Here is a 14218-nt window from a genome sequence, read left to right on the forward strand (position 1 = left end):
CTCGCGCAGGCGGGTCCGTGGGTGGTGTCCGGGCTCACATCGGGCGTCACCAGAGGCGCCTCACATCCGGGCGCGGTGCGCCTTGATGCTGGCCACGTACACCTTGGTGTCGGCGTACATCCCGTGGTGCTGCACGGAGTAGAGCCCTTGGTAGTACCCGGCGATCGCCTGGTCGAGGTTCGCCGCCGACCGGGTGAGGGAACGCAGGATGACGACCCCGGCGGTGATGTTGTCCTGGGTGCGCATCAGGTTGAGCGGGCGCCCGGCCATGTCGGAGGCCCACTGGCCCGAGGAAGGGATCACCTGCATGACGCCGATGGCGTTGGCGACCGAGACCTGCCGCTGGTTCCACCCGGACTCCTGCCACCCGATCGCCAGCGCGAGCTTGGGGTCCACCCCGTGCCGCCGCGCCGTCGCGATGATCATCGCCTTGGTCTGGCTGCGGCTCGGCACCGCCGTCCGGGCCAGCGCGGCGCGGTTGCGGTTGGCCGCGTTGACGGTCGCGCTGGGGTAGGTGCGCCCCGCGAACGTGGTGGAGCTGGAGGTGCTCCTCGCGGCCTTGGCGGGCACCCGCAGCCGCTGACCGGGCTGGATCACCGAGGAGGCCGAGAGGTGGTTGGTCTTCAGCAGCGCCGCCAGCGTGGTGCCGTGCTTGGCGGCGATGTCACTGAGCGTGTCACCGGCCCGGACCCGGTATGCCGCCGTGCTGGCCCGGCGGGCCGCCGCGGGCGAGGTGCCCCGCACCCTGAGCAGCTGGCCGGGGTGGATGACGCTGCGGGCGTTGAGCCGGTTCAGCGAGTAGATCGTCGCGAGCGACGTCTTCGTGCGGGTGGCGATGGCTCCGAGGGTGTCGCCGGAGCGCACCCGGTAGGTCGTCGTGGACACGGCCGCGGCGGCCGGACGGCGGGCGCTCGCGGCGCCGGCGCCGGGGATGCGCAGCCGCTGGCCCACCTGCAGGACCGCGTGGGGGGACAGGTGGTTGGCCTTGAGCAGGGCCGCGAGCGAGACGCCCTTGCGGACCGCGATGTGGCTGAGGGTGTCGCCGGAGCGCACGACGTAGGTGGCCCGCTTGATCGCTGCCGCGCGGGCCGCGCGAGCGGCCCGGGCCTGGGCCGCCTCGACTCGCGCCTGGTGCGCGCTCTTCGGCACCGAGAGGCGCTGGCCGACCGACAGGTGGTTGCCCCCGCCCTTGAGGTGGTTGCGGGCTGCGAGCACGCCGGTGGTCGTGGCGGTGCGGTCGGCGATGGACGCCAGCGTGTCACCGCTGCGCACGATGTAGGTGGTCCATCCGTGCGGGGCGGGCTTGGCCTTCTGGACGACGGCGACCGGCGCCTGCAGGGTGACTGAAGGGAGCGCTGCGGGAGCGATCACTGGAGACATCAGGGCTGCCTTTCGGGCGACGAAGCCACGAGGTGCGGCTACCGGGTGGAGCGTTCGGTGCAGGAGTTGCCAGTGTGACAACTGTGACGATTGTGAAAGGTACACCATTCGGACACGGCTATATCGACTTACATCGATGTAATTTGCCCGCCACGGCGGTTTGCTTTGCGTGGTCCTGCTGGCACTCTTGTCCCGTGACCGATCAGCCCGCGACGTCCACCCCACCTCCCGACAGCACTGAGCCTTCCGACAGCACCGAGCCCTCCAGTAGCACCGAGCCCTCCAGTAGCACCGAGCCTTCCGACAGCACCGAGCCGTCCCTGGAAACCCTCGTCGGCTCCTGGCTGACCGTTCCCGATGTGGCCGAACGGATGGGGATCGCCCTGTCGGCCGTCCGCCGGCTGATCGAGGACCGCGAGCTCCTGAGCGCGCGCATCGGCGAGCGCAGGGTCGTGGCCGTGCCCGAGCAGTTCCTCCACGAGGACGTGTTCCGGCACCTGCGTGGCACCTTCACGGTGCTGGGCGACGGCGGGCTCGACGACGATGAGATCCTGCGCTGGCTGTTCACCCCTGACCCGACCCTGCGGGTCCCCGGCACGCCGGTCGACAACCTGGCCGCCGGGTTCAAGACCGAGGTGCGGCGACGCGCGATGGAGCAGGCCTTCTAGCCCTCGTCCGGCCCAGGAGGTCGGCTGCGCTCAGTTGGCCCGACTGGTCGCGCTGTCGATCAGCTGGTCAAGCACGCCGGTCGCCTCGGGCGACAGGTCGCGGGTCGACTTCAGCGCCATCCGCGCCGACCCTGCCAGTCGGGCGATGTCGGCCTCCACCGCGTCGACGGCGCCGGCCGCCGTGATCGCCTCGCGCAGCTGCTGCACCACCTCGTCGTCGAGGGCGGGGTCGCCCAGCCGTGACTCGATGAGCTCGCGACCGGTGTCGTCCGCGCCGGCCAGGGCATGGGCGACGAGCACCGTGCGCTTGCCCTCCCGCAGGTCGTCGCCGGCCGGCTTGCCGGTGGCGGCCGGGTCGCCGAAGACGCCGAGCAGGTCGTCGCGCAGCTGGAAGGCGTGGCCGAGGTCGAGGCCGTAGCGCGACAGCGCGGCGAGGTCCTCCTCGGAGGCGCCTCCCGCCGTCGCGCCGATCAGGAGCGGGTGCTCGACGGTGTACTTGGCGCTCTTGAATCGGATGACGTGCTCCGCGCGCTCGACCCGCTCGCGCGTCGGCACGCCGTCCCAGGAACGCGCCGACTCGACGACGTCGAGGAACTGCCCACCCATGAGCTGGGTGCGCATGCGGTCGAAGACCGCACGTCCGCGCTCGAGGTGCGCGGGCTCCAGACCCGACGTCGCGTAGAGCTCCTCGGTCCAGTTGAGGCACAGGTTGCCGGCCAGGATCGCGCCGGCCACCCCGAACCGGTCGGCGTCGCCGGCCCAGGCCTCGCGTGCGTGGCGGGCGGCGAGCGAACGGTGCGCGGCCGGCATACCTCGTCGGGTGTCGCTGTCGTCCATGACGTCGTCGTGGATCAACGCGGCCGCCTGGAAGAACTCCATCGCGGTGGCGACGCGGACGAGGGCGTCGGAGTCGGGCCGTCCGGTCGCGCGGTAGCCCCAGTAGAGGAAGGCCGCGCGCAGCCGCTTGCCCCCGGTGAGCAGTCGGGCGACGGCTCCGAGCAGCTCCTGGGCGTCCGGTCCGACCTCGGCGAGCACGGTGGCCTGGTGGGCGAGGACGTCGTCGACGCTGGCCTGCACGCGGTCGCGCAGGGAGGCGGCGTCGAGCGGGTTGGTCACCACGCGATCCCTCCCGGGCGGCTGTCGGTCGGAGGATGTCTCATCCTGTGCTGTCCCCGAGCCTACGGCGTGGTGGCTCGACTAGTCTCACCGCCATGGCTTTGGGGCGGACCGCGCACGATGGCCGACCTGGGCAGGGGCCGAGGTCGATCCCCGGCATGCTCGCGGCCGAGCACCCCTCGATCAGCTTCGAGTTCTTCCCGCCCAAGGACGACGCGGGGGAGGCCGCCCTCTGGGACGCGATCCGGCGGCTCGAGTCGGTGCGGCCCGACTTCGTCTCGGTCACCTACGGCGCGGGAGGGTCCAACCAGGACCGCACCGTGCGGGTCACCGAACGGATCGCCCGCGAGACCACGCTGACGCCGTTGGCCCACCTCACCTGTGTGGGTGCCTCGGTGGCCGCGCTGCGCCAGGTCGTCGGGCTGTATGCCGCGAGCGGCGTCCACAACATCCTCGCCCTGCGGGGTGACCCGCCGGGCGACCCCGGTGGCGAGTGGATCGCGCACCCCGAAGGCCTCGACCACGCGACCGACCTCGTGAAGCTGGTGCGGAGCCTGGGTGACTTCACCATCGGCGTCGCGGCGTTCCCCGACGTGCACCCGGCCTCCCCGAGCTTCGAGCACGACGTCGACGTCATGGTCCGCAAGGCCGACGCAGGAGCGACCTTCGCGATCACCCAGATGGTCTTCGACGCGGACAGCTACCTGCGCCTGCGCGATGCCGTCGCCGCGCGCCGTGACCTGCCGATCACGCCCGGGCTGATGCCCGTGACCAACGTCAAGCAGGTGGCCCGGATGTCCGAGCTGATGGGCACCCCGCTGCCGCAGCAGGTCGTGCAGCGGCTGCACGCGGTGTCCGACGACCCGGCGGCGACCCGCGAGGTGGGGGTGCAGATCGCCACCGAGATCGCCGACCGGATGCTCTCCGAGGGCGCACCGGGACTGCACTTCATCACGATGAACCGCTCCACCGCGACCCTCGAGGTCTACCGCAACCTCGACCTCGGCGCCCGGGCCGCGAGCCGCGGTTAGCGGCAGCTGGCCGGAGGGTCGAGGCTGCCACACCCGAGTTCGTCGGGGCTGGAGTCGTGGGGCCGGGTCGTTGGGCCAAGGTCGTGGCGCCAGGGTCGTGGGGCCCGGGTCGTGAGACCTGAGTACCTGTACGGATGCCCCGGACGGTGCCGCCGCGGGAGGGTGGTCCCCGTCGCAGTCGGGGGAGTGCGGCAGCGGGACACGAACCGTGACGCAGCCATGAGGGGAGACTGCGCCCGGCTCGTGTCCCGCCTCTCGTGTCCCGTCGCTCCTGTCCCGTCGCTCCTGTCCCGTCCCTCAGGTCAATCGGTGGAGGCGGGAGTCGGACGCAAGGGGCGCAGGCTCAGTCGCGGGTGGTGAACGCCCGAGCGAGGGCCGCCGCGCCGGAGAGCACGACGACGGCCAGCCCGTAGATCGTCGCGGTCTGCTCCAGCCCCAGGTGGGGAGCGGCGAACCCGGCGGCAACAGCCGGCAGGCCGAAGGCGAGGTAGCTGACGACGAACACGCTGGAGAACAGCTCGCCGCGTTGCTCCGGACCGACGGTCGGGGTGATCGAGCGCATGATCCCGAGGAACGACGTGCCGAAGCCGGAGCCCGCGATCACGGCGGCGACCAGGAAGCCCACCAGCGACTCGGCGTGCAGCGCCAGCAGCGTCAGGATCGTGCCTAGGGCGAGCATCGTGGTGCCGTAGAGCGTGATCTGGCGTGGGGAGAACCGTCGCCCGAGCGCGGAGCTGAGCGCCCCGACGCCGGTGAGGATCGCGACGACGGCGCCCTGCTGGACGTGGCTCCGCCCGCCGAGCAGCTGGCCGACGATCGGCGCCCCGAGGGAGAGATAGAGGCCACCGGTGGCCCAGCCCGCGAAGAGCGCCGGGGCGCTGCGCCGGAAGGCCGGGCGCGCCGCCACGGGGATGCCGACCTGCGGCCGAAGCGAGCGTCGCCATCCGTCGTGACGCGGGGAGGTCTCGGGCAGCGCCAGCACCGCCAGGGCGATGACCACGTAGAGGGTGGTGAGGGTCGCGAACACCATCGGCAGCGCGTGCGACGTGGCGTCCAGCGCCAGCCCGGCGACGAGGGCTCCCGCGGCCAGGCCGAACAGCGGGGTGACGCTGTTGAGGGTGGCAGCCAGGCCGGGCCGGTGGCGGGGCTCGAGGTCGACGACCGTGGCCGACATGGTCGACATCAGCAGGCCCGCGGCCACACCCTGCACGGCGCGAGAGGCCATCAGGGTGCTCACTCCCTCGGCGTGCCAGAACCCGACCATGCTCGCCGCGAGGACGAGGAAGCCGGTCGCCAGGACGGGGCGACGGCCGACGTGGTCCGACAGCGACCCCGTCACCAGGAGCGTCGCGAGCAACGTCAGGGCGTACACCCCGAAGATGGTGGTCATCGTGCCGGCCGAGAAGCCGAGCTCGGCCTGCAGGACGGGGTAGAACGGCGACGGCGCGCTCGCGCCGACCATCATCGCGACGACCGTCGCGAGCGCCAGGACGAACGCGGGACGGTGCGGCAGCCGCAGGCGGCCTCCGACCTCGCGGGGAGCCGCGCTGGTCGGGCTGGTCGAGCTGGAGGTGCTGAGGGAGCTGGTGGTGCCAGTCGGGCTGGTCGGGCTGGTCGGGCTGAGGGAGCTGGCGGAGCTGGTGGTGCCGGTCGGGATGCTGCTGGTCGCACTCATGACGGGCCTCTCGGACGAAACAACGGTTCGATATTTATCGAACTGTCAGACCGGTCGAGGCATTCCCGATCTCGCCGAATTGGTTCGAGTATTATCGAACCATGCCCGCCAACCAGGTGCTCCCGCACCCCGACATCGCCGACGTGACGCTCACCGACGTGCTCTTCGCGCTGAGCGACCCGGCCCGCCTCCAGATCGTCCGCGACCTCGCGGACGGCCCGCTCGAGATGGCCCAGTGCGGTGCGACCAACCCGGCACTGCCCAAGTCGACCAAGTCCCACCTGATGAAGGTCCTGCGGGAGGCCGGGGTCATCCGCAACGAGCCCCGCGGGCGCGAGCGACTGGTGACGCTGCGTCGCGAGGAGCTCGACGCGGCGTTCCCGGGGCTGCTCGACAGCGTCCTCGGCCAGGTCCGCTGACCGTCCTGCCGCCCCTCCGTGGCGCCGCGGCCGACTGATCCGGCCGCGCGGCATACCTCCGGTCTGGGCGCGCGCTCAGCCCTCGGTCGAGGGGCGCAGCTCGGCGACGAGGGGCACGACGTCGGCGATGGAGTCGACGATGCGGGTGGGCTGGTAGGGGAAGCGGCCGACCTGTTCGGGGCGGGTCGACCCGGTCAGCACGAGGACGGTGCGCAGTCCCGCTTCGAGCCCGCTGATGACGTCGGTGTCCATCCGGTCGCCGATCATCACGGTGGACTCGGAGTGGGCGTCGATCCGGTTCAGTGCGCTGCGCATCATCAGGGGGTTCGGCTTGCCGACGAAGTAGGGCTGGTGGCCGGTGGCCGCGCTGATCAGGGCCGCGACCGAGCCGGTGGCGGGCAGCAGGCCGTGGGGGCTGGGTCCACTGACGTCGGGGTTGGTGGCGATGAAGCGGGCGCCGGCCTCGATGAGCCGGATCGCCTTGGTGATCGCCTCGAAGGAGTAGGTGCGGGTCTCGCCGAGGACCACGTAGTCCGGGTCGCGCTCGGTCATCGTGTAGCCGACCTCGTGCAGCGCGGTGGTCAGGCCAGCCTCGCCGACCACGAACGCGCTGCCGCCCGGCCGCTGGTCGGCGAGGAACTGCGCGGTCGCGAGGGCCGACGTCCAGATCGACTCCTCGGGTACGTCGATGCCGCTGGCGAGCAGGCGGGCGCGCAGGTCGCGCGGCGTGAAGATCGAGTTGTTCGTCAGGACGAGGAACCTCGTCCCGGACTCCTGCAGGGCCGCGATGAACTCGGGCGCCCCGGGGATGACGCTCTCCTCGTGGACGAGGACGCCGTCCATGTCGGTGAGCCAGCACTCGACGGGCTTCGGGGTGGTCATGCGCCCATTGTGCCGAGTTTGTGCTGCGCGGTTTGTGGGGGCGCCAACTGCCGGACCAGGCGCGCGCTGGAACTGCCTGACGGAGGTGCGTGTCATTGGCCACGAGCGCAGTCACGGCACTGCTCCCCGTCGCGGACGTCGAACGCGCCAAGGACTCTACGACCGCCTGGACCTGTCGTTCGTGGGCGCGGGCGGCTGGTCCGCGCCCGCGGTATGCCGTGAGGCGGCTCGCGGGCCCGCTCTGGTCTCGGGCGGGGTTGGGGTTTCTTGGGTGGGGTGGGGGCCCGTCGCTCAGGCCACCTCGATCGCGTGTCCTCCGGTGACCCGCAGGAGCTCCTCGTAGGTGGTGCGGAAGACGGTGTGGCTGTGGCCCGCGGCGGCCCAGACGTGGCGGTAGCGGCTGAGGGAGACGTCGACGAAGGTGCGGACCGGCGCGATGTGGCCCACGGGCGCCACGCCGCCGATGGTGAACCCGGTGGTCGCCAGGACGAAGTCGGCGTCGGCGCGGTCGAGGTGGTCGATGTCGTCGACCAGCTCGGCGACCTTGACCAGGTCGACCTTGTGCGCCCCCGAGGTGAGGATGAGCACCGGGCTGATGTTCTGGTCGGGGGCGTGGGCGCGGAAGACCAGCGAGTTGGCGATCTCGGCCGGGGTGATGCCCAGCGCCGCGGCTGCGGCGGCGGCGGTGCGGACAGCGTCGGGAAGGCTGACGACCTGCGGGACGACGTGGTGGACGGCGAGCGTCTCGAGCACCCGCCGCACGGCGGGGTGCCCGGTCAGGTCGGGGGGCCCGGTCAGGTCGGGGGGCGACGTGGCCCGGTCCGAGGTGCCCCGGTCCGAGGTGGCCAGGTCAGCGGGAGATGCGGGCGCCGCGGTGGCCGGCGACGTGGCGGCAGGCGAGGTGTGGGTGGCGGGCGGCACGGTGCCCGTGGCGAGCGCCGTGTCGGCGGACGCCGCCGTGTCGGGGGCCGATGCCGGTCCCTCGGGGGCTGTCATGTCCCCAAACTAGGGGTGTGGGGAGTCGCTGTCACCACTCGTCCTGCAGGGGTTGACGGGCTGTCCGTGGCGGGGTGTACGGTTCTTCTCATCGAACACCTGTTCGAACTCGTGGTTCATGACGACCGATCCATTCGGTCACGGCTTCGCCGGTGACGGCTCCACCGTGACAGGCGGTCGCTTGCGGAGCACGGCGGCTCTGGCCCTGTGATCAGGCGCCTCGACCCCGCCCCTCACAGGGCCAGAGCGCACCACCTGAGTGCGCCGTCGCGCCTGCTCTCGACGGGGCTGCGCCATGCCCTTTTTCTCCACGTCCAGGTACACCCATCGCAACCCATCGCCCGCCCACTCATCGCCCGATCTCGCCCCAGACCAGTGAAGGAGCATCCCGTGGTTCGCCGTTACGAAGAGGCCATCGAGGTCCGTGAGGGGGTTCGCGACGACCTGGCTCCCGGTCTGGGCGGCCCGGGAGGGGTGGGAGGTCTCGGGCCCGACGCCTTCGTCTGGCGCGGCCGGCTCTATGTCGTCCGGACCGTGCTCGACCGCTGGCAGGAACGCCGCCCGTGGTGGCGGGACGCCCGGGAGCGTGACGGTGGCAGCGACGTGCTCACCGACGCCCGCGAGCGGCAGGTGTGGCGGGTCGAGGCGAGTGCCGGCCGCCTGTGCGGGGTGGGGGTCTACGACCTGTGCGCCGAGCACGGGAGCCAGTGGCGACTGCTGAGGGTCGCTGACTGATGGGACACCAAGCGATGGGACACCAAGCGATGGGACACCAAGCCATGGGACGCCAAGCGATGGGAGACAGTCCGATGCGAAGCCCGGGAACAGCCACGGGAGCCGCTGCCACGCTCGACCTGCTGGACCGGGCGCGGCACTCACTGCTCGAGGCCTGCCAGAGCCAGGAGGTCGCCCGGCGCTACGACCAGGCCCAGCTCGGGGCGTTGCGGGCCGCCGCCGCCGTGGTCGCCACCCGCACCTCCAGTCGTCCACCCACGGGCCAGTCGGGTCCGCGCAGCCTGTGGGAGCTGCTGCCCACCGTTGCGCCCGAGCTCTCCGAGTGGGCGGGGTTCTTCGAGGTGGTCGGAGCCCGTCGCCACCACGGTCACAGCGCACGGGAGGCCGATGACGTGCTGCGCCAGTCCGAGCTCTTCCTCGACCTCGTCTGTCACACCCTCGGACTGCCGGTGACCATGTCGCCCCACGACCACCTGCTGGTGCCCACGGCCCTGGCCACGACGACTGCCGACGTCCCCTCCACCACGGGCGCGCGGGCGGCGCCATGAGCACCGAGTTCGCCCACCTGCACGTCGCCTCGGGGTTCTCGATGCGCTACGGCACGGCACCACCCGAAGCCCTGGTCGAGCGCGCCGCCCAGCACCGCCAGCCGATCCTCGCCCTCACCGACCGTGACGGTCTCTACGGCGCGGTCCGGTTCGTCCAGGCAGCCACCGCGGCCGGCATCTCCCCCGTCCTCGGCGTCGATCTCGCCGTGGGGCCGGATGCGGCACACCCCGGCGCGGCGGCGGCGCAACCCACCCCCACACCTCCTCCCACCCTCCCGCGGACACCGGTCCGCGGTGGGGCCGAGCGCGATGCCCGCCACCCGCGGGTCACCGTCCTCGCTCGGGGGCGCGCAGCCGGGGTACCCGCCGGGGTGGGCTGGGCGGCGTTGTGCCGGTTGGTCACCCAGACCCATCTGCGGGGGGAGCGTGGGGTGCCAGTGAGCTCCGTCGCGGTGCTCGCCGGCGCGTGCGGGGGGCCGGGAGGGGCACAGCTGGGAGGGGCACCGCCGGGCCGGGCAGCGTCAGGGAGGCCCTCGGGTAGGGGAGAGCCCAGCCCGCTCGTGGTGCTGCTCGGTCCTGACTCCGACGTGGGTCGCGCGCTGCTCGCGCGACGCACCGACCGGGCGCGCGAGCTGCTCACTGCCTGGCGGCGTCGGCTGCCCTCCGATGCGCTCGTCATCGAGGTGGTCTGCCACGGGGGACCCGAGGGCACACCCGCCTCGCGCAGCCATGCCCGCCGCCTGCTCGGGCTCGCTGACGAGCAGGGGATCCCTGCGGTGCTCACCGCCGCGGTGCGCCACGTCGACCCGGGGGAGTCGGCGGTCGTCGACGTGCTCGACGCCGCGCGGCGGTTGGTCGCCCTTGACACCCGACACCTCGACCGGGTCACCGACGCGGCCCACCTCGCGAGTACCGACAGGATGCACGCCATCGCCCGCGAGGTCGCCGGTGGCGACCGGGCGCGTGCCGACGCCCTGGTCGACCGCACCCTGGCCCTCGGTCTCGGGTGTGCCCAGAGCGCCCGCCACGACCTCGGCATCGGCTCGATCCACCTGCCCGAGCCCGAGCGGTTGGGGGTGGAGCCGGGCATGAGCGCCCAGGTCATGCTCGAGCAACGGTGTCGCGCGGCGGTGGCCTGGCGCTACCCCGGCGCCAGCGAGCACGAGCTGATGACCATCGAGAACCGGCTCACCGACGAGCTCAAGGTGATCGCCGAGCTCGGCTACCCGACCTACTTCCTCACCGTCGCCCAGGTCGTCGACCTGATCCGGGAGATGGGGGTTCGCGTTGCCGCCCGCGGCTCCGGGGCCGGATCGCTGGTCAACTACCTGCTCGGCATCAGCGGGGTCGACCCGGTTCGCTACCACCTGCTGATGGAGCGGTTCTGCTCACCGTTGCGGGCCGAGCTGCCCGACATCGACATCGACGTGGAGTCGGCCCGGCGCACCGAGGTCTACGAGCGGATCCTCGACCGGTTCGGCGGTGAACGGGTCACCTGCGTCTCGATGATGGACACCTACAAGGTCCGCCACGCCATCCGCGACGTCGGGTCGGCCCTCGGGCTGCCACCGGTGGAGATCGACGAGATCGCCAAGGCGTTCCCGCACATCCGGGCCCGCGACGCGCGCAATGCCATCGCCGAGCTGCCCGAGCTGCGGGCCCGAGGTCTGGACAGCCCACGACTGCGAGCTCTCTTCGACCTCGTCGAGCGGCTCGACGGACTGCCCCGCCACATCGCGCTGCACCCGTGCGGGGTGATCCTGTCCGACGGCAGCCTGCTCGACCGCACCCCGGTCGAGGCGAGCTGGCTGGGGTTCCCGATGAGCCAGTTCGACAAGGACGACGTCGAGACGCTCGGGCTGCTCAAGCTCGATGTCCTCGGCATCCGCATGCAGTCGGCGATGGCGCACGCCGTGGCCGAGGTCGCCCGGGTCGACGGGGTGCAGGTCGACCTCGACGACCAGGCCCAGGTGCCGCTCGACGACGAGGCGACCTTCCGGCTGATCCGCACCAGCCACACCCTCGGGTGCTTCCAGATCGAGAGCCCGGGACAACGCGAGCTGATCGGCAAGTTCGGTCCGGAGCGGTTCGAGGACCTCGTCATCGACATCTCGCTGTTCCGCCCCGGCCCGGTGAAGTCCGACATGATCACGCCGTTCCTCGAGGCCCGGCACGGGTGGAAGGAGATCAGCTACCTGCACCCCACGCTCATCGAGGCGCTGCGCGAGACCGAGGGCGTCGTCGTCTTCCACGAACAGGTGCTGATGATCGTCGCCGAGACCACCGGGGTGTCGCTGGCCCAGGCCGACGAGGTCCGCCGTGCCCTCGGCACGCCCAAGGGCCAGCGAGAGATCGAGGCCTGGTGGCGGCCTGCGGCGCGGGCGCGAGGGTATGCGCCGGCTGACGTCGACCGGATCTGGGAGGTGCTCAAGGCGTTCGCGTCGTTCGGGTTCTGCAAGGCGCACGCCGCGGCCTTCGCGCTGCCCACCTACCACTCGGCGTGGCTCAAGACCCACCACGCGGCTGCGTTCCTCGCCGGGGTGCTCACCCACGACCCGGGCATGTACCCCAAGCGGCTCATCCTCGACGACGCACGCAGTCTGGGCATCGCGGTCCTCGGCCTCGACGTCAACGCCTCCACCGGCAGCTATCGGATCGAGCGGCTGGACGACGACCCCGGCGACCCCTTCACCCCACCGCACCCCGACCTGCCCGATGCCAGCGGCTACGGCATCCGGCTGTCCCTGGCCGACGTGCGCGGCATCAACGACGCCGAGGTGGCCCGCATCGTCGCGGGCCAGCCCTACGCCGGGCTGGCCGACTTCTGGCACCGCGCCCACGTCTCGCGTCCGGTCGCCGAGCGCCTCGTCCTCGCCGGCGGCTTCGACAGCCTCTACGGCATGCGGGTCGAGTCCGCCGGGATCGGTGCCGGGGGACTCGGACGGCGAGGACGCACCACCCGTCGCGACCTGCTGCTCCACGTCGCCGAGCTCGACCGCTATGGGCGGGCGCTGGACCGCTCCGCCAAGCGGGCGTCACCACGACGAGGGCGGGGGGCCAGCACTCCGCCCTCCGACCAGGTGCTCGAGACCGGCCAGGTGCGGGCCAGGGCGGCGGCGCAGTCGCAGGGTGCCCTACCGGTCCGTGCGGCCGACCAGCAACCGACCCAGCTCGCGCTCGACCTCGGTGACCGACCCGAGCTCACCAGCGGCACCGGCCTGCCCGAGCTGTCCGGTCCCGAACGCATCCGCGCCGAGCTCGACATCCTCGGTCTCGACGCCAGCGCGCACGTCGTCGCCTTCTACGCGCCGATGCTCGACGCCCTCGGCGTGACCCGCAGCCGTGACCTGTTGCGGGCGCGCAGCCGGTCGACCGTGTGGGCGTGCGGGGTCAAGGTGGCCACCCAGACCCCGCCCATCCGATCCGGCCGCAGGGTGGTCTTCCTGACCCTCGACGACTCCACGGGCCCGGTCGACGCGACGTTCTTCGAGGACGTCCAGGGCCCCTACGCCGCGACGGTGTTCCACTCGTGGATGCTGCTCGTGCGCGGCGTGGTGCGCCGCACCGGCCCCCGGGGCATCTCGCTGCGGGCGACGGGGGCGTGGGAGCTCACCCCGTTGTGGGAGGCATGGCAGAGGGGCGGCCTCGAGGAGGTGTATGCCGCGATGGAGGCGACCGAGCGAGCGGCCACCGAGCAGGCCGAGGCGTTGGAGGCTGCCCACCAGGAACAGGTGGGTGCGGGGCGCAGGGTGCTCGTCCACGCCTCGGGGTTCCGCCAGTCTCCCTACGCCGACACCCGCCCTCCCGGGGAGGACGTGCGGGGTTCGCACCGGCTCGGGCAGGGGGTGGTGGTGCCCGACGGCAGGGAGGCGGAGCAGTTCAGCCCGCCCCGCAAGCTCTGGCACTCAAGCCCTGGCAGCTCTGGCCATTAGGCTGGCAGGAGCACCCACAGACCCAGCACAGGAGGTGGCCGTCGTGGCCGAAGAGCAGTGGCGGCACCGGCGCGGCGGCGTCGAGACAGCCCTGCGGACCTCGGCGGTGTGGACCTCGGTGCGCAGCCTCATCGAGCGCCGCCAGCGCGAGCTGGGCCGGCCGCTGCGGGTCCTGGACCTCGGTGGCGGCACGGGAGGCCTCGCGGTCCCGCTCGCCGAGCTGGGGCACCAGGTGACCGTGGTCGACCCCAGCCCCGACGCCCTGGCCTCGCTGTCGCGGCGCAGCGCCGAGCGCGGCGTCGCCGACCGCGTCACCGCCCTGCAGGGCGACGCCGACTCGCTCGCCGGCTTCGTGGGCGAGCAGCAGGTCGACCTCGTCTGCTGCCACGGCACGCTCGAGGTCGTCGACGACCCCGAGGCCACCCTCGCGGCGCTGGCCGGCGTGCTCGCGCCGGGTGGCTACCTCAGCCTGGTCGCCGCCGGGCGGCTCGCGGCCGTCCTCGCCCGGGCGCTGGCCGGCCAGTTCGCCCAGGCCCACACCGCGCTCACCTCGGCGGACGGCCGGTGGGGAGGGGCCGATCCGTTGCCGCGCCGGTTCGACGCCGCTGCCCTGCGCGCCCTGGTCGAGCAGACCGGGCTGGTCGTGGAGGACGTGCACGGCGTGCGCGTGTTCAGCGACCTCGTGCCGTCGGCGCTGATCGACTCCGATGCCGACCGCATCGCCCTGCTCGAGCTCGAGCAGGCCGCCACCGACCACCCCGACTTCGCCTTTCTCGGACAGCTCGGCGCCGCCGTGCACGTCCTCGCCCGACGCTGACGGCGGCAAGGTCCAGATC

12 protein-coding genes are annotated in these 14218 nt (G+C 72.5%); 7 read left to right on the forward strand and 5 right to left on the reverse strand.

Annotated elements, in window-relative coordinates:
- Nucleotides 1-60: 60 nt before the first annotated feature.
- Nucleotides 61-1380 carry a LysM peptidoglycan-binding domain-containing protein gene (locus AC1DX8_RS11180; protein ID WP_477629999.1) on the reverse strand — a complete coding sequence of 440 codons (1320 nt, stop codon included), beginning with the start codon at nt 1378-1380 and terminating at the stop codon, nt 61-63.
- Nucleotides 1381-1574: 194 nt separating this feature from the next.
- On the opposite strand from AC1DX8_RS11180, the gene AC1DX8_RS11185 reads away from it, so the two are divergent.
- Nucleotides 1575-2048, forward strand: a complete 474-nt coding sequence (locus AC1DX8_RS11185) for an Rv2175c family DNA-binding protein (protein ID WP_477630000.1) — start codon at nt 1575-1577, stop codon at nt 2046-2048.
- A 30-nt stretch (nt 2049-2078) separates the two neighbouring features.
- Here AC1DX8_RS11185 and AC1DX8_RS11190 read toward each other — a convergent pair whose 3' ends face one another.
- Entirely contained in the window at nt 2079-3164 is a 1086-nt protein-coding gene (locus AC1DX8_RS11190; protein WP_477630001.1) for a polyprenyl synthetase family protein, read from the reverse strand.
- A gap of 95 nt (nt 3165-3259) precedes the next feature.
- Between AC1DX8_RS11190 and metF the strand changes: the two genes are divergently transcribed.
- Entirely contained in the window at nt 3260-4195 is a 936-nt protein-coding gene (gene metF / locus AC1DX8_RS11195; RefSeq protein WP_477630002.1) for a methylenetetrahydrofolate reductase [NAD(P)H], read from the forward strand.
- A 343-nt stretch (nt 4196-4538) separates the two neighbouring features.
- On the opposite strand, the gene AC1DX8_RS11200 is transcribed toward metF, so the two are convergent.
- Nucleotides 4539-5870: an MFS transporter gene (locus AC1DX8_RS11200; RefSeq protein WP_477630003.1), complete on the reverse strand. Its 1332-nt coding sequence runs from the start codon at nt 5868-5870 to the stop codon at nt 4539-4541.
- A gap of 101 nt (nt 5871-5971) precedes the next feature.
- Between AC1DX8_RS11200 and AC1DX8_RS11205 the strand changes: the two genes are divergently transcribed.
- Complete coding sequence (locus AC1DX8_RS11205) at nt 5972-6289, forward strand: ArsR/SmtB family transcription factor (protein ID WP_477630004.1); 318 nt, start codon at nt 5972-5974, stop codon at nt 6287-6289.
- 75 nt (nt 6290-6364) lie between these two features.
- Here the strand turns inward: AC1DX8_RS11205 and AC1DX8_RS11210 are convergent, their stop codons facing one another.
- Both AC1DX8_RS11210 and AC1DX8_RS11215 read right to left on the reverse strand, forming a co-directional pair.
- Complete coding sequence (locus AC1DX8_RS11210; RefSeq protein WP_477630005.1) at nt 6365-7171, reverse strand: HAD-IIA family hydrolase; 807 nt, start codon at nt 7169-7171, stop codon at nt 6365-6367.
- Between the two features lie 291 nt (nt 7172-7462).
- Nucleotides 7463-8167: a YbaK/EbsC family protein gene (locus AC1DX8_RS11215; protein WP_477630006.1), complete on the reverse strand. Its 705-nt coding sequence runs from the start codon at nt 8165-8167 to the stop codon at nt 7463-7465.
- A 390-nt stretch (nt 8168-8557) separates the two neighbouring features.
- Here AC1DX8_RS11215 and AC1DX8_RS11220 point away from each other — a divergent pair, with 390 nt between their 5' ends.
- The 4 genes from AC1DX8_RS11220 to AC1DX8_RS11235 all read left to right on the forward strand — a co-directional run bounded on the left by AC1DX8_RS11220 (nt 8558) and on the right by AC1DX8_RS11235 (nt 14199).
- Nucleotides 8558-8902: a DUF6504 family protein gene (locus tag AC1DX8_RS11220; RefSeq protein ID WP_477630007.1), complete on the forward strand. Its 345-nt coding sequence runs from the start codon at nt 8558-8560 to the stop codon at nt 8900-8902.
- 74 nt (nt 8903-8976) lie between these two features.
- Complete coding sequence (locus AC1DX8_RS11225; RefSeq protein ID WP_477630008.1) at nt 8977-9450, forward strand: SAV_6107 family HEPN domain-containing protein; 474 nt, start codon at nt 8977-8979, stop codon at nt 9448-9450.
- Nucleotides 9447-13382, forward strand: coding sequence for a DNA polymerase III subunit alpha (locus AC1DX8_RS11230; RefSeq protein WP_477630009.1), 3936 nt, complete (start codon nt 9447-9449; stop codon nt 13380-13382). Before AC1DX8_RS11225 ends, AC1DX8_RS11230 begins: the two co-directional genes overlap by 4 nt.
- A 43-nt stretch (nt 13383-13425) precedes the next feature.
- Complete coding sequence (locus AC1DX8_RS11235; protein WP_477630010.1) at nt 13426-14199, forward strand: methyltransferase domain-containing protein; 774 nt, start codon at nt 13426-13428, stop codon at nt 14197-14199.
- The last annotated feature ends 19 nt before the right edge of the window (nt 14200-14218 follow it).

This window comes from Pedococcus sp. P2_A3 (assembly GCF_056405035.1).

Excerpts from the sequence above, each read along its gene's own strand:
- AC1DX8_RS11180 (WP_477629999.1), bottom strand. The coding sequence starts at position 1,380 with ATGTCTCCAGTGATCGCTCCCGCAGCGCTCCCTTCAGTCACCCTGCAG.
- metF (WP_477630002.1), top strand. The coding sequence starts at position 3,260 with ATGGCTTTGGGGCGGACCGCGCACGATGGCCGACCTGGGCAGGGGCCG.
- AC1DX8_RS11200 (WP_477630003.1), bottom strand. The coding sequence starts at position 5,870 with ATGAGTGCGACCAGCAGCATCCCGACCGGCACCACCAGCTCCGCCAGC.
- AC1DX8_RS11205 (WP_477630004.1), top strand. The coding sequence starts at position 5,972 with ATGCCCGCCAACCAGGTGCTCCCGCACCCCGACATCGCCGACGTGACG.
- AC1DX8_RS11210 (WP_477630005.1), bottom strand. The coding sequence starts at position 7,171 with ATGACCACCCCGAAGCCCGTCGAGTGCTGGCTCACCGACATGGACGGC.
- AC1DX8_RS11215 (WP_477630006.1), bottom strand. The coding sequence starts at position 8,167 with ATGACAGCCCCCGAGGGACCGGCATCGGCCCCCGACACGGCGGCGTCC.
- AC1DX8_RS11225 (WP_477630008.1), top strand. The coding sequence starts at position 8,977 with ATGCGAAGCCCGGGAACAGCCACGGGAGCCGCTGCCACGCTCGACCTG.
- AC1DX8_RS11230 (WP_477630009.1), top strand. The coding sequence starts at position 9,447 with ATGAGCACCGAGTTCGCCCACCTGCACGTCGCCTCGGGGTTCTCGATG.